Here is a 19,357-nt window from a genome sequence, read left to right on the forward strand (position 1 = left end):
AGGTGATAACTTATACAAATAAAAGAAAAAAGTATGGCACTTTCTGCACAGGAGCAACAGCGCAGGCAAAACTTACAGGGAATTATCGATTTGGGGATTGATCCCTACCCTGCTGAGGAGTTTGACGTCAATGTAACAGCAGCCGATATTCTAGAAAATTACGATCGAGATAAATTATTCTACAAAGACATTCGTTTTGCAGGCCGAATTATGAGCCGCCGAATCATGGGGAGTGCGTCTTTCGTGGAGCTTCAAGATTCTACCGGACGTATACAAGCTTATGTAAAGCGCGACGATATTTGTCCGGAGGATGATAAGACCTTATATAATACCGTATTTAAAAAACTATTAGACATCGGCGATATCGTCGGTATTCAAGGTTATGTATTCACCACGCAAACTGGTGAAATCAGTATCCATGTCCAAGAATTGAAAGTGCTTACAAAAGCGCTTCGACCGCTGCCAATTGTGAAAGAGGCAGACGGCAAAGTGTATGATGCATTTACTGATCCCGAACAACGCTACCGTATGCGTTATGTGGATCTGATCGTCAACGCACAAAACAAAGATATCTTCGTAAAACGCACCAAATTATTTAGTGCGATGCGTAATTTCTTTAACGATGCAGGCTACATGGAAGTAGAAACCCCGGTTTTGCAATCTATTCCTGGCGGCGCAGCAGCGCGTCCATTCGTAACGCATCATAATGCATTGGACATCCCATTGTACTTACGTATTGCGAATGAATTATATCTGAAGCGTTTGATCGTTGGTGGGTTTGATGGTGTGTATGAGTTCTCGAAAAACTTCCGTAACGAAGGAATGGATCGCACACACAACCCAGAGTTTACCGCGATGGAAATCTATGTAGCTTATAAAGACTACAATTGGATGATGGATTTTACGGAAAAATTGCTGGAACATTGTGCAACAGCGGTGAACGGCACATCGAAAGCTACTTTCGGTGAGCACCAAATCGATTTTAAAGCGCCGTATGCTCGCGTTACCATGACGGACGCAATCAAGCAATTTACCGGCTTTGACATTTCCGGAAAATCCGAACAGGAGATCCGCGAAGCCGCTCGTGGTATGGGAATCGAAGTAAACGATACCATGGGTAAAGGGAAGTTGATCGACGAAATCTTTGGCGAAAAATGTGAAGGCAACTTTATTCAACCTACATTTATTACGGACTACCCAATCGAAATGTCGCCATTAACGAAAAAGCATCGCGACAACCCGGAATTGACAGAGCGTTTTGAACTCATGGTTTGTGGGAAAGAAATCGCTAATGCATACTCGGAATTAAACGATCCGATTGATCAACGCGCTCGTTTCGAAGATCAGCTTACGCTGTCTGAAAAAGGAGATGATGAAGCAATGTTCATCGATCAGGATTTCTTACGCGCCTTAGAATATGGCATGCCTCCTACTTCCGGATTAGGCATCGGAATGGATCGATTGATTATGTTCTTAACAAACAACGCCTCGATTCAAGAAGTATTATTCTTCCCACAAATGCGTCCCGAAAAAATAGCAAAGGTTTCTTCCGAAGAAGAATTCGCTAATCTTGGCATTCCTGCTGGATGGGTTCCGGTGTTGCAAAAAATGGGATTTGAAACCGTGGATTCGCTTAAAGATGCTAACCCAAACAAAGTATTCAATGATTTGGGCGGCATGCGTAAAAAATTGAAATTGGATCTACCCATGCCTTCGAAAGAAGAAGTTTTAGCATGGTTTGAAGCAGCGAAATAATCATCGCTCATAAAACAAAAAGGGAGAACCGTGCGGTTCTCCCTTTTTTTATGCTTCTACCTTTTGATCGGTAGGCGACGCCGAGCGCCCTTCTGTTCGTTTTCCCGGTCGACTTCTTCCGTACGACCCAATAATAATTTTTCCTCTTTTTGTTTTCTTATCACCTTTACCCATAGTTTTTAGTTTTAATGAACATTAAGATTTAAACTTCAAGTAAGCAATGTATTAATTTATAATGAACTGACCAAATGATAAAAAGACCCTCGGATCTTTTTCTGAAAGAGTAAAAACGCAATAATCACAACCAAACCATCTATAAAACAAGAAAATCCCGCTTTCTTAAAAAAGCAGGATTTCTTAAATATGTAGGAAATGAATTAACCTCTACTATTGTAGTTAGGTGCTTCTTTCGTAATTTGAATATTATGTGGATGGGATTCTCTCAAACCAGCTCCCGTGATCTTCACAAACTGCGCTTCTTGTAATTTTTCAATACTAGCAGCACCGCAATAACCCATGGATGCACGTAAACCGCCAATATATTGATAAACAACTTCTGCCAATGTTCCTTTATAAGGAACGCGCCCAACGATACCTTCAGGAACTAATTTTTTAATATCCTCTTCTACATCTTGGAAGTAACGATCTTTAGAACCTTTTTCCATCGCTTCTACAGATCCCATTCCGCGGTAAGATTTAAATTTCCGTCCTTCGTAGATGATGGTTTCACCAGGGGCTTCTTCCACGCCCGCAAACAAGGAACCAGCCATAATGGTATTTGCTCCAGCAGCAATCGCTTTCGCGATATCACCCGTTTGCTTAATACCACCGTCAGCGATCAAAGGAACACCTGTGCCTTTCAATGCTTTTGCAACCTCGTAAACGGCATATAATTGAGGAACACCAACGCCTGCGATAATACGAGTTGTACAGATCGAACCTGGACCGATACCAACTTTAACCGCATCCGCTCCGGCATCCGCCAAATCCTTCGCCGCTTGCCCTGTTGCAATATTTCCAACAATGACCTGCAACTCCGGATATTTCGCTTTTACTTCTTTCAATTTATTGATGACGCCCAGAGAATGTCCGTGAGCCGTATCAATCGTCACAACATCTACGCCTGCATCAACCAATGCGTCAACGCGATCTAATGTATCATGAGTAACACCAACAGCAGCACCAACTAACAAACGACCGTGCCCGTCTTTAGCTGCGTTCGGGTAATGTCTGTATTTTTGAATGTCTTTAAAAGTAATTAAACCTTTCAAAACACCGTTCTTGTCAACTACAGGCAGCTTTTCAATTTTGTAATCGTGTAAAATTTCTTCTGCCTTAATCAAATCCGTTCCTTCCGGCGCCGTAACCAAATTGGCTTTTGTCATCAATTCAGCAATAGGACGTTGCATATCCTTTTGGAAACGCAAATCTCTGTTCGTGACAATACCTTGTAATTTATTATCACTATCTACCACCGGAATTCCCCCAATTTTGTGGTCGCGCATAATCTGGAAGGCATCTCCTACCGTAGCGGATGTATTTAAAGTAACTGGATCTTGGATCATTCCACTTTCCGAACGCTTTACTTTACGCACTTCCGCAGCTTGCTCTTCAATCGTCATGTTCTTATGCAACATACCAACACCTCCGGCCTGCGCAATAGCAATGGCTAAATCCGCTCCGGTTACGGTATCCATAGCAGCAGATACCAAAGGTATATTAATCTTGATTTTACGAGTAAGATACGTACTTGTATCTACGTCACGAGGCAAAATTTCCGAATAGGCTGGTATTAACAGCACGTCATCGTAAGTAAGTCCTTCAGCTACAAATTTGTGTGGGTCTAATTGCATGGGCAAACATCTAAGGGGTTTTCTATTTGCCGGACAAAACTACCAATAATTTTTGAATCTGAATAATAAAAAATCTCATTTAACAAAAATTAACTAAATCAGAACGAAGTAACCTGTCTTTGGCAAGGTTTTTGCACAAATGCGGAAATATCTATTTTAAAAAGTTTAGTTAATAATTCAGTAAAACACTATGAAAAAAGTACTACTTACTTTGTGTGCTGCAGTTGCTTTAGCATTCGGCGCACAAGAGGCAAAAGCACAAACTCCTTATACAACTGCACTTGGTTTAGGAATTGATTTAGGAGATGGAACTACATTTGTTGGTCCTCAGATCAAACATAGCTTTGGCGGACATAATGCAGGTAATGCTCAAGTTTTGTTCGGTGATAGCTGGACCGTTTTAGGTGTTGATTACTCGTATAATAAGCCAATCCAAGGCGCGAATGGCTTAACTTGGTATTTAGGTGTTGGTCCTCAAGTAATGTTCGGATACGAAAGATCTTTTTTCGCTATTCGTCCGGCAGCGGGTTTAGAATTTAAAGTCCCTCAAGCTCCTTTAGCAATGCACTTCGACTGGAAACCTTGGTGGAACTTGACAAACAACTCAAGCTTCGAACCAGCTCGTTTTTCAATCGGATTAAAATTCACTTTGAACTAAGCTAACGCAGCATTTTCAATATTTGAAACGATCCTTTTGCTTTGCAAAAGGATCGTTTCGTTTGTAAGCTATTTTGAGAGCACAAACTTAACCGTCAATTGTTTGTTATAATAGTTTTCTTTTTTCCTTTTTTTTATACCTTTGCAAATCTTGAATATTTTTATTATTAAACTGAAAATACAACAAATCTTAATTATAACGACTGATAGAAATGCAGAGTAAAGGGCTGATTAAATTTTTGGTTGTAGTGGTATCATTAGCATGCCTCTACTCCCTATCTTTCACTTTTGTGACCCGGAAGGTGGAAAGTGATGCCGCAGAATACGCGAAGGGCGATATGCTCAAAGAAAAAGCGTACTTAGATTCTGTTGCAGGACAAGTGGTGTACAATCTGGGAATCGCGAAATATACCTATCGCGAAGCAAAAGCACGTGAAATTGCTCTTGGATTGGATTTAAAGGGTGGAATGAACGTAACTATGGAAATCTCATTGGATGAGTTGATCCGTAATTTAGCGAACAATCCGAAAGATGAAAACTTCAACAAATCCTTAGCAAGCGCTGTTGCAAAAAGCAGAACAACAAACACGTCGTTAATTGACTTATTTGTTGATGAATACAAAGCAACTAAGGCAGGTACGCCAATCGCCTCTTTCTTTGCTACGAAAGATAACTCGGCATCGGTTAGTGCAAACAGTTCAGAAGGTCAAATCCGTACTTTCTTGAAGCGCGAAGCTGATAACGCAATCGAGAACTCATATAAAGTTTTGCGCACGCGTATTGATAAATTCGGTGTAGCTTCTCCAAACATCCAAATTCAACAAGGTACAAACCGTATTTTGGTTGAACTTCCTGGTATTAAGGATGAAGAGCGTGTACGTAAATTGCTTCAAGGTTCTGCGAAACTGGAGTTCTATGATACGCATAGCAACTTCGACGTTTATCCCATGTTGGAAAACATAGATAAATCTTTAGCGGCTACATTGAAAAGTGAAAAAGGAACAACTCCTGCAAGCACAAAAGATACAACAGCAGCTGATACGAGTGCTTCTGATGAAAACCTATTGGCAAACTTAGGTGCTAAACCTGCCGATTCTGATTCATCGGCTGCAACCGCTCAACTGGCTTCACAAAATCCATTATTTGCGATCTTAAACCCTTCTGTTGGACAAGACCAAAACGGTCAACCGGCTCTTGCTCCTGGTGCAGCAGTTGGTTACGCGAACTTGAAAGATACTGCACGTGTTAACCAATACTTATCACGTCCGGAAGTTCGTTCGATTATCCCTGCGAACTTGAAGTTCATGTGGGCAGTGAAACCAGAGTCTCGCACGCAAGACTTCTTGACGCTTTACGCGATTAAACTAGCGAACACAGAAACTGGTGCAGTAATGACTGGTGATGTGATCACAGATGCAAGCGAAAACTTCGACGAACACAACAAGCCAATCGTTAATATGTCGATGAACGCCGAAGGCGCTCGTCAATGGCGACGGGTTACAGCTCAAGCTGCGCAAAGCAAATCATCCATCGCGATTATTTTGGACGGAGTGGTGTATTCTGCGCCTGGCGTTGACAAAGAAATTGCTGGCGGAAATTCGATGATCTCTGGTAGTTTTACCATCGATGACACCAAAGATTTAGCAAACGTATTAAAAGCAGGTCGTCTACCAACGAGTGCTAAAATTGTTGAAGAAGCGATTGTTGGTCCATCTTTGGGTCAAGCGGCTATTGATGCAGGTGTAAATTCTGCCGTAATCGGTTTTGTTGTCGTGATGATCTTTATGGTTGCTTACTATAGCAACGCAGGTATCGCTGCAAACATCGCGGTAGTATTTAACGTATTTTTCCTATTAGGAATTCTTGCATCGTTGAATGCCGTGCTAACGCTTCCTGGTATTGCCGGTATCGTATTGACGATGGGTACGGCGGTAGATGCGAACGTTTTGATCTACGAACGTATGCGTGAAGAATTGGGCTTGGGTAAATCGATGCGTCAAGCTATTGCGGATGGTTACAAACACGCCATGCCTTCAATTCTCGATTCACAAATTACGACGTTATTAGTAGGTGTGATCTTGTTCTTCACAGGTAGCGGACCGATTCAAGGTTTCGCAACAACGTTGATGATCGGTATTATCACTTCCCTATTCACAGCGATTTTCATTTCTCGTTTGATTTTCGAATACTTGTTAGACAGAAACAAAAAGATTTCGATCTCTTTCCCTTGGTCTGCAAACACGTTGAAGAACGCAAACTTCGGATTTGTAGCTAAACGTAAAACTTACTATGCAATCTCTGCGATCGTATCTGTGTTGTGTATTATCTCGATCTTCACGAAAGGCTTTTCTTTAGGTGTAGATTTCCAAGGTGGTCGTACTTACACCGTACGTTACGATCAGAATGTAAACTTAGAAGAGGTACGTGCTAATCTCGATGGCGTTTTTGGTACAACTACAGAAGTGAAAACATTCGGTAGCGACAACCAAATTAAAGTAACAACTACATATCACATTGAAGAAACTAGCGACGAAGCAGATGCTGAAGTATTAGCGAAGCTAAACGAAGGTTTAACGAAAGTGGATGGTGGTAACAAATACGAGATTCTTTCTCAACAGAAAGTTGGTCCTTCTATTGCAAGCGATATTCGCGACCGCGCAATCTACGCAGCTATCTTCTCGATCTTAATTATTGCAGCGTACATTCTAGTGCGTTTCCGCAGATGGCAATATTCTGCTGCTGCTGCTATTTCGACAACGCATGATGGTATCGTATTGTTGGGTATCTTCTCTGCTTTAGATGGATTGGTACCATTCTCATTGGATATCGATCAGCACTTCGTAGCGGCAATCCTTACGGTATTAGCTTATTCGGTAAATGATACCGTAGTTGTATTCGACCGTTTGAGAGAGTACTTAACGAAACCATTTGGTAAAAACGAAAACCTAGGCGGAACAGTGAATCGTGCCATCAACTCTACGTTGAGTCGTACAATCATCACTTCGTTAACGTTGATCTTCGTTTTAGCAGTATTGTTCATCTTCGGTGGTGAGGTTATTCGTGGATTCTCGTTCGCTATATTGATTGGTATCATCGTAGCGACGTATTCTTCAATCTTCATTGCTGCACCAACGATGTACGATCTAATGCCAGAAAATGAAGCAGTAAAAGAATCTGCTCCAAAAGTAAATGAGGTAAAAACGGTGACTCCTTAGTAGTTCACTTAAAAAGAACAGCCGAAAGGGATTGCTTACAACTGCGTGAGCAATCCCTTTTTTTCGTTTATATGCGAACCAAGGGTTAAGAATCGTTAAATGGATTGACAGCTGCTTCGACAAGTTGTATATTTGACTATTCATAATTTTAGGTTAATAATTGGTTAGTTAAGCATTCCCATTCTCCCCGTTTGGGAATGCTTTTTTTATGTCCTTATCAACCGATGATACATCAGCATCTCCACGATATAACCTGCTTAATTCGCTATTTTTCCGTAGCTTTGACCTTCATTTATTTGATTGTTTATGAACAATAAATTTTCAGTTTTAGGATTGGCTTTAGCGTTAAGCCTAACCGCATGTAATAACAGCGAATCCAATAAATCCGAAAGCGCATCGGAACAAACGCACGAAGGTCATGATCATGCTTTGCATAACACATCTTCCAATGCACAAACACAAACGCCTCCTGCACAACCTGCCGAGCAAGATCCAGCAGCAACGATTCCTACTTTCAAATTCTTTAAAGTGAAATCAGGCTTCGGTTTCGAGAATGCGGATATTCCATCCGGAAAGAATACGGTATTTATCCTATTTGATCCTTCCTGTGGACATTGTCAACAAGAAACACAGGCATTAGCGAAGAACTACGAAAAGTTGAAAGATATCAACTTACTTTACATTTCTATGAACGATCCATCACTGATGTCGAACTTCTTATCGTCTTTTGGAAAAGAATTAGATGGCAAGCCAAACGTAGAAATGTTGTACGATCGTAATCAAGATTTTATCCGTAATTTTCATATCCCGAGCATGTTTCCTGCGAACTATGTTTATGGTCCTGATGGCAAATTAAAGTCCTATTGGGTGGGCGAAAAGCCAATTGCAGATATCTTGGCCGCATTCGCACAATAAACTATCCATGAGAATTGCAATTAATGGCTTTGGACGCATTGGCCGTCATACATTGCGCAATCTCTTACAACGTAATATCGACGGTGTAGAAATTGTTGCGATCAACGATTTGGCAAATGCGGAAACGTTGGCTCACCTTTTCAAATACGATTCGGTTCACGGCCCCGCTCCTATGCAGGTTCGTCACGAACAAAACGTATTGTTTGTTGACGACAAGCAAATTCAAATCATCAATGAGAAAGAGCCTGCTAAGCTACCTTGGTCAATTTTAGGAATTGATGTAGTCGTTGAATCGACTGGTTTTTTTACGTCAGCAGTTTCTGCATCCCAACATTTATCGTCAGGCGCCAAGCAAGTAATTATTTCCGCACCGTCCGCTGATAAAGAAATCCCAACCTTAGTTTTAGGAATCAATGACGATATCTTTGATTGGAACGCGCCGATCTTTTCCAACGCATCCTGCACCACGAATAATGTAGCACCGCTGGTAAAAATATTGGATGATAATTGGTCGATTCAAGACGGATATATCACTACGGTGCATTCGATGACTGGCGATCAGAATTTGCACGATGCACCGCATCGTGATTTACGTCGCGCGCGTGCAGCTTCAAGCTCCATCATTCCTACTTCCACAGGTGCTGCAAAAGCAATTACCAATGTGTTTCCACATTTGGACGGAAAATTAGGCGGAGCTGGAATTCGCGTTCCCGTGTTAAACGGTTCGTTAACAGATTTCACATGTACATTAGCAGCAAAAACAACCGTGGAAGAGATCAACCAAAAGTTTAGGGAAGCAGCCGAAGGTTCGTTGAAAAACGTTTTGTATTATACGGAAGATCCTATTGTATCTGTTGATATCATCAATAATCCCCACTCCTGCGTTTTTGATGCGCAACTAACTTCCATCGTGGGTGGATTAGTAAAAGTGGTGGGTTGGTACGATAACGAATACGGTTATTCCAATCGATTGGTAGATATTATCGAACGTTTAAATAAACTATAAGAAGCTCCTTTAAATCGTTTACAATCGCCCTTCAACGCCTAATCCAAACAGCGCGAAATCATACTTTACTGGATCCTGCGAATCCAGTAATCGCAAATGCTCGGTAAGCTCCAAAGCCATATTCCAATTCACCTGCTTCCCGCTGATCAATCCCAATTGCTTGCCTACGCGTTCAACGTGAACGTCGCATGGACAAATCAAATCAGCAGGACGAATTTTCGACCAAATTCCAAAATCGACGCCGTGATCATCTTTCCTAACCATCCAGCGTAAAAACATATTTAAGCGTTTGCAACTGGATTTCTGAATGGGCGAGCTGATGTGTTTACGCGTACGTTCGGGATAATCCAAAAGCGAAAAGAAATACGACTTGAAATAATTCAGTGCTTGCTCTACTGAAACAGCCTCTTGATCATCCTGTCCCCAAACAAAAGCCATTTCCAAAGAATCGTGGCGACTGTAATGGTAACGTAGGAAAGCGACAAAATAGAGCAAATCGGTATCGTTGAACGTTCGATGCTTGAAGCCAAGCAATTGCTTTAAATCCTGTTCAGCATGATGTTGGATAAATTGGAAAGGTTCTCCATCCATTCGAGCGATCAACTCAGTACATTTATTAATAATCGTCTTACGTTGCCCCCAAGCCAAAACAGCGGCAAACAATCCCATGATTTCCACATCTTGCTGTTTCGTAAAACGATGTGGAATAACAATCGGATCGGAGTCAATAAACGCAGGGCGATTATATTCGGCGACCTTTTGATCCAAAAAAGCTTTTAAATCAAAATTTGCCATATTGTATTTATCCTACAATCTGTTTCCAGATAGCGTCTTTCAATGCTTGGATATTTTTACCGGTAACAGAAGAAATAAAAAGATGAGGAATTCCGGCTGGAACTTCCGCTTTCATCTGTTCCTCCAGCTCTTCATCCAACATATCAGACTTGGTAATAGCCAATAAGCGTGGCTTGTCGATCAATTCCGGATTGTAGGCCGTTAATTCACGTAATAAGATTTCGTATTCCTCGGCAATGGTTCTGTCCGTATCGGCAGGCACCATAAATAGCAGCACGGAGTTACGTTCAATATGTCGAAGAAAACGGTATCCCAAACCTTTCCCCTCCGACGCGCCTTCGATGATTCCGGGAATATCGGCCATCACAAAAGATTTACTATCTCGGTAGGAAACGATTCCCAAATTCGGCACAATCGTCGTAAATGGATAATCGGCAATCTCCGGCTTCGCCGCAGAAACGACAGATAACAAAGTCGACTTGCCCGCATTTGGGAAACCTACCAAACCAACGTCTGCCAGCACCTTCAACTCCAAGATCATCCACTCTTCTTTTCCCGGCATGCCCGGTTGAGAATAGCGCGGTGTTTGCTGTGTTGGCGTTTTAAAATGCCAATTTCCCAAACCACCTTTACCACCCGGAGTTAAAATTTTGGTTTCACCATCTTCGGTAATTTCGAAAATAACCTCGCCAGTTTCGGCATTCTTCGCGATCGTTCCAAGTGGAACTTCCAGAATTTCATCTTTACCCGTAGCGCCAGAGCGCAAAGCACTTCCACCGCGCTCGCCATCGGCAGCGATGATGTGCTTACGATATTTTAAGTGCAACAAAGTCCAGTGGTTGACCGAACCTTTTAAAATGATATGGCCACCACGACCTCCATCTCCCCCATCGGGACCTCCCTTAGCGGTAAACTTGTCTCTATGTAAATGCGCCGAACCGGCACCACCTTTACCCGAACGACAACATACCTTTACATAATCAACAAAATTGGAGCCCTGTGCCATATTATTATTCTTCTAATCGTATTAAACCGCCTTTTTAGCGTCGATCACCTCGGATAATGAAGCGAAAATAGTTTCTATTTCGCCGATTCCGTCGATCTTATTCAATTTACCTTGCGATTCGTAGTAAGGTAAAACGTGAATGGTTTTATTGAAGTATTCTTCAATGCGTTTTTTCAATTTGTCTGCAGCATCATCGGCACGACCTGAAATTTCTTGTCTTTTAGCAATACGTTGCGTCAATTCAATTTCGCTTACGTCTAATGCTAAAACGGCTGTTATCGGCTGTCCAGTTGCTTCTAAAAACTGATCCAATGCTTCCGCTTGCGCTACTGTGCGTGGAAAACCATCGAAAATAAATCCTTTAGCATTTTTATTAGCTTCAATTTCTTGCTCCAACATAGCGATCGTAATCGAATCCGGCACCAAATTACCATCGGCTATTATTTGGCTAACCTGCTTACCCAATTCCGTTTGGTTTTTGATATGGCCACGAAACATATCACCGGTAGAAATGTGATGAAGCTCGTATTTATCAATTAACTTTTCCGATTGAGTGCCCTTTCCCGCACCGGGAGGACCGAAAATTACAAGGTTTAACATAACTAATTGTTATTTTGTTTATTGCAAAATAAAAGCCTAATCCGTGGATAGAATTAGGCTTCGATGTTAACTAAGTGCGCTCAAAGGGAGTCGAACCCCTAACCTCCTGATCCGTAGTCAGGTGCTCTATCCAGTTAAGCTATGAGCGCCGCTACCAAAACAGCCTCAGTAATGCCCGTGTGTTTTGGTGTTGCAAATATAGTAAATCGGTTTATTTAAACAAATATTTTTCACCAAAAAGCTTGAACAAGACATCCTAACTGCTATTCTTTTAATTATCTATCAGGTAATTAACGAAGTGAAAAAAGATCGTCTACACCCAAAAGCTTTCGGCTCGTAAAACCTTCGCCATAGGTTGCTTGAATACTTCGACCAAATTCCCGGGCTCTACCTTCTGTATATAAGATAAAATCAGGCGTGGAGATATAGGTTTGCGGCTCATCGCTATCCGGATCCGTATTGAATTGTGTCGTGTAAGCTAAAATCGACTGTTTCTTAATCTCCCAAAATGGCGTAATATCGATAATGATATCCGGTTGGATATACTTATCTTGTATCAACTGCAAATGCAAGCGTGGACGAAAAGCCTCTTGTAGCTCACCATTCGACTCCGTTTCTACGCGACGTAATCCCGCGAGGAACAGCGAATCGTTTACCAACTTGCTCGCACGACCATGATCGGGGTGCCGATCATCAAGCGCGTTAGTGATAATCAACTCTGGCTGATATTTCCGAATACATTGTATAACCACACGCTGACTAGCTTCATTATTCTCAAAAAACCCATCCTTCAACTCTAAATTTTCACGTATCGCAACACCTAAAATTTTAGCAGCGGCTTCTGCTTCCGAAGCGCGCGTTTCAGCGGTACCACGTGTACCCAATTCCCCGCGCGTCAAATCTACTATTCCAACCTGCTTTCCTTCAGAAACGTACTTCGCAATCACTCCACCCGCTCCAAGCTCCGCATCGTCAGGATGCACAGTGATTACCATCAAATCCAACTTCATATCGTATCTTCTTTATCAAATGCATGATAAAGATAATGTTTAAACGTATATTATAAGTTATAATGAAGTCAAAAAAAATCTAGAAATAGGAAAATTGTAGCTTTTTGAAAATTATCGCTTCCCGGCCATTGGTCTAGCTTGTTCGTATTCACGAATAATTGTTTCTATTGCGTAGTCCTCTTCGGGGTTGTATGTACTTTTAAGATTATGGCCAAAAACACGTGCTACACCTTGATAAAGAAATGCAGTAACGCCACCTTTCATTTCTTTCACCAATTCATAACTTGTGTTTCCGGTTTGCCGCTCAATCAACTTGATCAAAATCTTCCCTTGGGAAATGGATAGATTCTTCACTTCCGAACTGATCTTATATTTGATCTCTGCCTCGCATTCTTTAACTAGTTGCTTTTGGGATTTTCGATCCATCGCGTGCGCCAAATCTCTATCCAATTGCGCATATCGTTTTTGCGCATAAATAGCATAAGGGAGTACACGCAAAACGTTGCGCTTCAAACGCAAATAATCCATCCGCTCCTCTTCATTCTTCCAAGGGCGCACACCAACGACAACAACTTCGGGAATTAAAAAGGTAGGAACGATTTCACCATTATCTAATCTAGCTTTATTGTAAGAGTCGACAGTCAAAGGCTGGCCAGCACCATATTGTGGCAACACCAACTGCTGACTTCGCCCCACTAAGGGCAACAAAACAAGCATGAAGACCGCACAGACCAAAACTCTCATACTGGAACTTAATCGCAATTCAATTTTAAATATAGGTAAAATTTCCTTAAATTTATTTCTATCAAAAATCATGCTAATTTAACACACCCGCTTGAACTAGTAAAGATAAAAGAATTTGAAACAGCTCACAACTTTTGAGGGATGATATGGAAGAATATGTGATTGATATTGAGGCGGAAAACAAAGAGATACGAAAAAGATATCGCGCATTGTTACGAGCATGTAAACCTACGCTACAACGTGGGGACAAACAGGAAATACGTAAGGCGTTTGACCTCTCTTTGGAAAGCCACAAGGATATGCGCCGCAAATCTGGAGAACCTTACATATATCATCCGATTGCAGTAGCACAAATCGCCGCAGAGGAAATCGGCTTGGGTACCACATCTATCGTATGTGCTTTGCTACACGATGTGGTGGAAGATACGAGCATGACCATCGCCGATATTGAGCAACAATTCGGCAAAAAAGTAGCCCGTATCATCGATGGACTAACGAAAATATCTGGAATTTTCGACACGAATAGTTCGATTCAAGCCGAGAATTTTCGAAAAATGCTGCTTACGTTAGCGGATGATGTTCGGGTGATCTTGATTAAGCTAGCTGATCGATTGCATAATATGCGCACCATGGAATTTATGGCGCGCCATAAGCAGTTGAAAATTGCTTCCGAAACCAGCTATTTATACGCTCCCCTCGCACATCGTTTAGGATTGTATGCGATAAAATCCGAATTGGAGGATTTATCCATGAAATACACGGATCCCGATACCTACAAATTTATCGCGCGAAAGCTCAACGAAAAAAAAGCAGAACGCGAAAAATTCATCGCGAGCTTTATCTCTCCCGTCAAAGAAATACTGGCGGGCGAAGGCATCAAAGCCGATGTTTTTGGTCGTCCAAAATCTATCCATTCCATTTGGAATAAGATGCGTAAGAAATCTATCCCATTTGAGGAAGTGTATGATCTTTTCGCCATTCGCGTCATCATCGATACGGTGGATGAAAAAGAAAAGACAGAATGTTGGAAGGTTTATTCCATCGTAACGGATTTATATAGACCTAATCCCGATCGACTTCGTGACTGGATTTCATCCCCTAAAGGTAATGGCTACGAATCTTTGCACACCACATTGATGGGCCCGCGCGGACAATGGGTTGAAGTGCAGATCCGCACAAAACGTATGAACGAGATTGCGGAAAAGGGTTTCGCAGCACATTGGAAGTACAAAGAATCCAACTCAGATAGCGGATTGGATCAATGGATCCAGAAGGTTCGTGACATCTTAAGCACTTCTGAATCGGACGCCATTGATTTTGTCGACGATTTCAAAATGAATTTGTTTTCGGACGAAATTTTCATTTTTACGCCGAAAGGAACGTTAGTACAATTGCCACACAATGCAACCGCATTGGATTTCGCTTTTGAAATTCACTCCGACATTGGTGCAACCTGCATTGGTGCGAAAGTGAATCATAAATTGGTCCCGTTAGCACATCCGTTGCACAATGGGGATCAAGTGGAAATCATTACCTCCAACAAACAAACGCCGAAGGAAGATTGGTTAAATATTGTTGTTACAGCCAAAGCACGTTCTAAAATAAAATCATCCTTAAAGGAAGAAAAGCGACGTGTTGCTGAAGATGGGAAAGAGATTTTAGAGCGTAAACTAAAATCGCTGAAGATTACATACAATACAGACAACATCAATAAGATTTCGAACTTCTTTAAGTTCGCTAGTTCGCAAGATTTGTTTTTTGCGGTAGCGAAAGGCACGATCGATATCAAAAACCTACGTGAATACGCTGCTTCGGAGAAATCGGAAGATCAGAATCACAACCATTTTCAAGCGCACGTATCCGGATTGGTCGACAAGATCAACAAAAAAGATTTGGACACGATTCTGATTGGCGATGATTTACAACAGGTAGATTATACGTTGGCACCATGTTGTAATCCGATTCCGGGTGATGATATTTTTGGCTTTTTGACGGTAAATGAAGGGATAAAAATCCATAGAACGAGTTGCCCGAATGCTTCCCGACTAATGGCTAACTATGGCTACCGTATCCTGAAAGCGCAATGGTCATCTTCTCAACGCAATGTATCTTTCCTTACCGGATTACGCATCGTCGGGATCGATGATGTGGGATTGGTCAATAAAATCACAACGGTTATTTCTCGCAATTTTAACGTGAATATCCGTTCGCTATCGATCTCCAGCAACGAGGGAATTTTCGAAGGCAACATTATGGTTTTTGTTAATGATATTGAACAGCTGGATAACCTGATTAGCAATGTAATGCGCATCCCTGGAATCACCAGCGTGTCACGTTACGAGGCAGAAACGCGAAACTAAGTCTTACTATAGTATATACCAGCAAAATTTGGTAATTTTGCATACAAGAATACGAGGATTGTATGAAGCAAGGTGAAAGCTACGAAACAGTAAAAAAAATATTTGAGGCCTATCTAGAAAACAAAAACCTGCGGAAAACGCCGGAACGTTATGCTATTCTAGAAGAAATCTACTCGCGAACGGATCATTTCGATGTGGAGTCGTTGTACATTCACATGAAAAACAAAAAGTACCGCGTAAGTCGTGCTACCGTTTATAACACATTAGAATTATTGGTTTCTTGCGATTTGGTAACAAAACATCAATTTGGAAGAAACATGGCGCAGTTTGAGAAGTCTTATGGCTACAAACAGCACGACCACGTAATCTGTATTGAATGCAATAAGGTTGTAGAATTTTGTGATCCGCGCATCCATCAAATCCAAAGTATGATGGGTGAGTTATTGAAATTCGAAATCAAACACCATTCTTTGAATCTCTACGGTGTGTGCGAAGATTGTCAAAAGAAAGAAAAATCAGGAAGCGTTAAACAAGCCGTCGTTTCTGAAAACTAATACCGACAGGCTTTTTTGACATAAGTTTCACTTTATTAGATAACAATAGTACTTTTGTTCGGAATAATTGAACACTTCATTTATTCCGAACTTTTTGTTTTTACGAATAGCTGCGTAAATAATTATTTAATCATAATATACAGTTCTATATGCAAGTTGATGTCCTTTTGGGCTTACAATGGGGTGACGAAGGTAAAGGAAAAATCGTCGATGTTTTTTGCCCGAAATACGATTTAATTGCCCGTTTCCAAGGTGGTCCAAATGCTGGTCATACTTTAGAGTTTGACAATAAGAAGTTTGTCTTGAACACCATTCCTTCCGGAATTTTCAATGAGGAAACGCTTAACCTAATCGGTAACGGCGTGGTAATCGATCCAATAATCTTGAAACGTGAATTGGACAACTTGAAACAAGCTGGGTTCGATCCGGTTGCAAAAGGAAAATTGGTACTTGCTCGTAAAGCACATTTAATTTTGCCAACACACCAATTGTTAGATGCCGCTTCGGAGTCAAACATGGGAACTGGCAAAATCGGGTCTACGTTGAAAGGTATCGGACCAACTTACATGGACAAAACAGGCAGAAATGGTCTTCGCGTTGGCGATACCACCTTGCCGGATTTTGCTGATCGTTATGAAAAGTTAAAACAAAAACACCTGTCTATGCTCGCGCATTACGGCGAAATTCCTGATTTCGCGGATCGTGAGAAAGCGTTTTTGGATGCCATTGAATTCTTAAAAACCATTCCACATGTAGATTCGGAACATTTAGTGAATCAATATTTGAAAGATGGAAAACGCGTTTTAGCGGAAGGTGCACAAGGAACTTTATTGGATGTTGACTTCGGGTCATATCCATTTGTGACTTCATCGAACACTACTACAGCTGGCGCCTGCACAGGTTTAGGCATTGCTCCTAACCGCATCGGTTCTGTTTTCGGTATTTTCAAAGCTTACGCAACGCGCGTTGGTGGCGGACCATTCCCAACCGAATTGGACAATGAAGTAGGCGAACGCCTTCGTCAATTGGGTCATGAATTTGGTGCAACGACAGGAAGATCAAGACGTACAGGATGGATTGACATTCCAGCGTTGAAATATGCGATTATGATCAATGGCGTTACCGAATTGATTATGATGAAAGCGGACGTTTTGGATAGCTTCGATAAAATTTATGCATGTACACACTACAAACATAATGGTGAAGTAATTGACTACATGCCGTACGAAATCATTACCAACGAAGCGGAGCCGGTTTATGAGGAAATTGAAGGATGGAATCAAGATTTGACTGGAATTCGTCAACCGAATGAAATCCCGGCAGCGCTTGCTAACTACATCGCTTATTTAGAAAAAGCATTGGAAGTGCCGATCAAATACCTTTCAGTAGGACCAGATCGCGTACAAACCATCGAATTATAAGGCAAAGGAATTACATGCACGCGGCGACGTTTGCGATTGAGTCGGAGGATTTTTTAGCGAAAGCATTATGGTGGGCGGATCAATTCGAAACGGCTTGCTTACTTCATTCTAACTCATTTGACGATCCCTACGCGACATTAAACAGTCTTTTGGCGGTTGGTATTCGTCACGAATTCATAGCTAACGGCGATAATACCTTTTCGGAAATACAAGCATTTCAAACCAAGCATCCTCAGGAATGGATGTTTGGTTTTTTTGGTTACGACCTGAAGAAAGAAACAGAGAATCTACCGACGAATCTTCCCGATCATCTGGCATTTCCAGATGCCTATTTTTTTATTCCCGAAACAATACTAACCTTTGAACAAGGTAAATTGACCATACAAAGTGTTCAAAAACCTGATGACATTTTCGAAAGCATTGTCAAAGCAAATCCTGATTTTTCATCCGTCAAGTTAGATCGACCATTTCAGAAACGTATGACAAAAGCAGGGTATATGCAAGCTTTTGAAGCACTAAAGGAACATATTCGCCGTGGCGACATCTATGAAGTCAATCTGTGCCAAGAATTCTTTCAGGAAGAATGCAACATCCACCCGTTGAGTGCTTATTGGGAATTGAATCGGGTTTCTCCTATGCCCTTCTCTACTTTTTTCAAAATGCACCAACATTATATTCTTTCGGCTTCGCCGGAAAGATTCGTCGCGAGGCGCGGAGATATTTTACTGTCTCAACCTATAAAAGGCACCGCGAAGCGCGGACAGAACATGGAGGAAGACCAACAGATCATTCGTAGCTTGCAAAACGATCCAAAAGAGCAAGCCGAAAATGTGATGATTGTAGATTTGGTACGCAACGATTTAACAAGAAGTGCGAAACCCGGTAGCGTAGCTGCAGAGCGTAAACCACAAGTACACACCTTTCCGCAAGTGCACCAGCTTATTTCTACGATCACTTGCGAGATCGATCCGGAAATTCCTGCGCTAGATGCGATAAAAAATGTATTTCCTCCCGGATCAATGACGGGTGCCCCAAAAGTAAGTGCGATGAAGCTTTGCGATCGGTATGAAGCATCAAAGCGCGGGGTATATTCTGGCGCTGTCGGCTACTTTTCACCGAATGGCGACTTTGATTTCAATGTCGTTATCCGAACGCTTTTATATAACAAAAAATCAGGTTATTTATCTTTCCACACGGGCGGCGCTATTACGATCGATGCTATTGCGGAGAGAGAATACGAAGAGTGTCTCGTGAAAGCCCAAGGAATTTTAAACGCGCTGGGTACCGAAATTGAGTAATTAGGTAACGTAAAGCATGGAGAATTTTCGAACAATTACTACCGCAAATTCACGAACTTGTAAAATTAATACGACAAATTTGAATTTTGCTTCGCTAACGATCTAAATTTATTCGCTCATCTTGAGCATAAAAAATGGAGTTGGGGTATCAGCATTATAATTTCTTTT

The 19,357-nt window shown here is 41.6% G+C and carries 16 protein-coding genes and 1 tRNA gene; 9 read left to right on the forward strand and 8 right to left on the reverse strand.

Annotated elements, in window-relative coordinates; genetic code table 11:
- The first annotated feature begins 33 nt into the window (after nucleotides 1-33).
- Nucleotides 34-1,755 (forward strand): lysine--tRNA ligase, encoded by a 1,722-nt coding sequence (gene lysS / locus ACFSQ3_RS12440; protein ID WP_380869876.1) that lies wholly within the window; start codon nucleotides 34-36, stop codon nucleotides 1,753-1,755.
- Nucleotides 1,756-1,803: 48 nt separating this feature from the next.
- On the opposite strand, the gene ACFSQ3_RS12445 is transcribed toward lysS, so the two are convergent.
- Complete coding sequence (locus tag ACFSQ3_RS12445; RefSeq protein ID WP_380869877.1) at nucleotides 1,804-1,929, reverse strand: 30S ribosomal protein THX; 126 nt, start codon at nucleotides 1,927-1,929, stop codon at nucleotides 1,804-1,806.
- A 203-nt stretch (nucleotides 1,930-2,132) separates the two neighbouring features.
- Nucleotides 2,133-3,608: an IMP dehydrogenase gene (guaB, locus tag ACFSQ3_RS12450; protein ID WP_380869878.1), complete on the reverse strand. Its 1,476-nt coding sequence runs from the start codon at nucleotides 3,606-3,608 to the stop codon at nucleotides 2,133-2,135.
- Between the two features lie 190 nt (nucleotides 3,609-3,798).
- Between guaB and ACFSQ3_RS12455 the strand changes: the two genes are divergently transcribed.
- The 4 genes from ACFSQ3_RS12455 to gap all read left to right on the forward strand — a co-directional run bounded on the left by ACFSQ3_RS12455 (nucleotide 3,799) and on the right by gap (nucleotide 9,401).
- Nucleotides 3,799-4,266: a hypothetical protein gene (locus tag ACFSQ3_RS12455; RefSeq protein ID WP_380869879.1), complete on the forward strand. Its 468-nt coding sequence runs from the start codon at nucleotides 3,799-3,801 to the stop codon at nucleotides 4,264-4,266.
- 211 nt (nucleotides 4,267-4,477) lie between these two features.
- Nucleotides 4,478-7,480 (forward strand): protein translocase subunit SecDF, encoded by a 3,003-nt coding sequence (gene secDF / locus ACFSQ3_RS12460; protein ID WP_380869880.1) that lies wholly within the window; start codon nucleotides 4,478-4,480, stop codon nucleotides 7,478-7,480.
- 306 nt (nucleotides 7,481-7,786) lie between these two features.
- Nucleotides 7,787-8,395 carry a redoxin domain-containing protein gene (locus tag ACFSQ3_RS12465; RefSeq protein ID WP_380869881.1) on the forward strand — a complete coding sequence of 203 codons (609 nt, stop codon included), beginning with the start codon at nucleotides 7,787-7,789 and terminating at the stop codon, nucleotides 8,393-8,395.
- A gap of 7 nt (nucleotides 8,396-8,402) precedes the next feature.
- Nucleotides 8,403-9,401, forward strand: a complete 999-nt coding sequence (gene gap, locus ACFSQ3_RS12470) for a type I glyceraldehyde-3-phosphate dehydrogenase (RefSeq protein WP_380869882.1) — start codon at nucleotides 8,403-8,405, stop codon at nucleotides 9,399-9,401.
- Nucleotides 9,402-9,419: 18 nt separating this feature from the next.
- On the opposite strand, the gene ACFSQ3_RS12475 is transcribed toward gap, so the two are convergent.
- The 6 genes from ACFSQ3_RS12475 to ACFSQ3_RS12500 all read right to left on the reverse strand — a co-directional run bounded on the left by ACFSQ3_RS12475 (nucleotide 9,420) and on the right by ACFSQ3_RS12500 (nucleotide 13,556).
- Nucleotides 9,420-10,196 (reverse strand): TIGR02757 family protein, encoded by a 777-nt coding sequence (locus ACFSQ3_RS12475; RefSeq protein WP_380869883.1) that lies wholly within the window; start codon nucleotides 10,194-10,196, stop codon nucleotides 9,420-9,422.
- Between the two features lie 7 nt (nucleotides 10,197-10,203).
- Nucleotides 10,204-11,202, reverse strand: a complete 999-nt coding sequence (obgE, locus tag ACFSQ3_RS12480; protein ID WP_380869884.1) for a GTPase ObgE — start codon at nucleotides 11,200-11,202, stop codon at nucleotides 10,204-10,206.
- A gap of 21 nt (nucleotides 11,203-11,223) precedes the next feature.
- Nucleotides 11,224-11,802, reverse strand: coding sequence for an adenylate kinase (locus ACFSQ3_RS12485; protein ID WP_380869885.1), 579 nt, complete (start codon nucleotides 11,800-11,802; stop codon nucleotides 11,224-11,226).
- Nucleotides 11,803-11,877: 75 nt separating this feature from the next.
- Nucleotides 11,878-11,951, reverse strand: a tRNA-Arg gene (locus ACFSQ3_RS12490).
- Between the two features lie 141 nt (nucleotides 11,952-12,092).
- The gene (gene bshB1 / locus ACFSQ3_RS12495) at nucleotides 12,093-12,812 is read right to left on the reverse strand and encodes a bacillithiol biosynthesis deacetylase BshB1 (RefSeq protein ID WP_380869886.1); all 720 of its coding nucleotides are present in this window, start codon (nucleotides 12,810-12,812) and stop codon (nucleotides 12,093-12,095) included.
- Between the two features lie 111 nt (nucleotides 12,813-12,923).
- Nucleotides 12,924-13,556 carry a DUF4294 domain-containing protein gene (locus tag ACFSQ3_RS12500; RefSeq protein WP_380869887.1) on the reverse strand — a complete coding sequence of 211 codons (633 nt, stop codon included), beginning with the start codon at nucleotides 13,554-13,556 and terminating at the stop codon, nucleotides 12,924-12,926.
- 146 nt (nucleotides 13,557-13,702) lie between these two features.
- Here ACFSQ3_RS12500 and ACFSQ3_RS12505 point away from each other — a divergent pair, with 146 nt between their 5' ends.
- The 4 genes from ACFSQ3_RS12505 to ACFSQ3_RS12520 all read left to right on the forward strand — a co-directional run bounded on the left by ACFSQ3_RS12505 (nucleotide 13,703) and on the right by ACFSQ3_RS12520 (nucleotide 19,189).
- Nucleotides 13,703-15,916 (forward strand): RelA/SpoT family protein, encoded by a 2,214-nt coding sequence (locus ACFSQ3_RS12505; RefSeq protein WP_380869888.1) that lies wholly within the window; start codon nucleotides 13,703-13,705, stop codon nucleotides 15,914-15,916.
- 62 nt (nucleotides 15,917-15,978) lie between these two features.
- The gene (locus ACFSQ3_RS12510; protein ID WP_380869889.1) at nucleotides 15,979-16,470 is read left to right on the forward strand and encodes a Fur family transcriptional regulator; all 492 of its coding nucleotides are present in this window, start codon (nucleotides 15,979-15,981) and stop codon (nucleotides 16,468-16,470) included.
- Nucleotides 16,471-16,619: 149 nt separating this feature from the next.
- Complete coding sequence (locus ACFSQ3_RS12515) at nucleotides 16,620-17,891, forward strand: adenylosuccinate synthase (RefSeq protein WP_380869890.1); 1,272 nt, start codon at nucleotides 16,620-16,622, stop codon at nucleotides 17,889-17,891.
- A gap of 14 nt (nucleotides 17,892-17,905) precedes the next feature.
- Nucleotides 17,906-19,189 carry an anthranilate synthase component I family protein gene (locus tag ACFSQ3_RS12520; RefSeq protein ID WP_380869891.1) on the forward strand — a complete coding sequence of 428 codons (1,284 nt, stop codon included), beginning with the start codon at nucleotides 17,906-17,908 and terminating at the stop codon, nucleotides 19,187-19,189.
- Nucleotides 19,190-19,357 lie beyond the last annotated feature (168 nt).

The organism is Sphingobacterium corticis (assembly GCF_042684745.1).
Classification (GTDB): Bacteria; Bacteroidota; Bacteroidia; order Sphingobacteriales; family Sphingobacteriaceae; genus Sphingobacterium; species Sphingobacterium corticis.

Bases quoted from the DNA above. Each gene is read 5' to 3' on its own strand.
- bshB1 (WP_380869886.1), bottom strand. From the start codon at position 12,812: ATGAAGTTGGATTTGATGGTAATCACTGTGCATCCTGACGATGCGGAG.
- ACFSQ3_RS12515 (WP_380869890.1), top strand. From the start codon at position 16,620: ATGCAAGTTGATGTCCTTTTGGGCTTACAATGGGGTGACGAAGGTAAA.
- ACFSQ3_RS12485 (WP_380869885.1), bottom strand. From the start codon at position 11,802: ATGTTAAACCTTGTAATTTTCGGTCCTCCCGGTGCGGGAAAGGGCACT.
- ACFSQ3_RS12465 (WP_380869881.1), top strand. From the start codon at position 7,787: ATGAACAATAAATTTTCAGTTTTAGGATTGGCTTTAGCGTTAAGCCTA.
- ACFSQ3_RS12475 (WP_380869883.1), bottom strand. From the start codon at position 10,196: ATGGCAAATTTTGATTTAAAAGCTTTTTTGGATCAAAAGGTCGCCGAA.
- ACFSQ3_RS12520 (WP_380869891.1), top strand. From the start codon at position 17,906: ATGCACGCGGCGACGTTTGCGATTGAGTCGGAGGATTTTTTAGCGAAA.
- ACFSQ3_RS12445 (WP_380869877.1), bottom strand. From the start codon at position 1,929: ATGGGTAAAGGTGATAAGAAAACAAAAAGAGGAAAAATTATTATTGGG.
- gap (WP_380869882.1), top strand. From the start codon at position 8,403: ATGAGAATTGCAATTAATGGCTTTGGACGCATTGGCCGTCATACATTG.
- ACFSQ3_RS12510 (WP_380869889.1), top strand. From the start codon at position 15,979: ATGAAGCAAGGTGAAAGCTACGAAACAGTAAAAAAAATATTTGAGGCC.
- ACFSQ3_RS12505 (WP_380869888.1), top strand. From the start codon at position 13,703: ATGGAAGAATATGTGATTGATATTGAGGCGGAAAACAAAGAGATACGA.
- ACFSQ3_RS12500 (WP_380869887.1), bottom strand. From the start codon at position 13,556: ATGAGAGTTTTGGTCTGTGCGGTCTTCATGCTTGTTTTGTTGCCCTTA.
- lysS (WP_380869876.1), top strand. From the start codon at position 34: ATGGCACTTTCTGCACAGGAGCAACAGCGCAGGCAAAACTTACAGGGA.
- guaB (WP_380869878.1), bottom strand. From the start codon at position 3,608: ATGCAATTAGACCCACACAAATTTGTAGCTGAAGGACTTACTTACGAT.
- ACFSQ3_RS12455 (WP_380869879.1), top strand. From the start codon at position 3,799: ATGAAAAAAGTACTACTTACTTTGTGTGCTGCAGTTGCTTTAGCATTC.
- obgE (WP_380869884.1), bottom strand. From the start codon at position 11,202: ATGGCACAGGGCTCCAATTTTGTTGATTATGTAAAGGTATGTTGTCGT.
- secDF (WP_380869880.1), top strand. From the start codon at position 4,478: ATGCAGAGTAAAGGGCTGATTAAATTTTTGGTTGTAGTGGTATCATTA.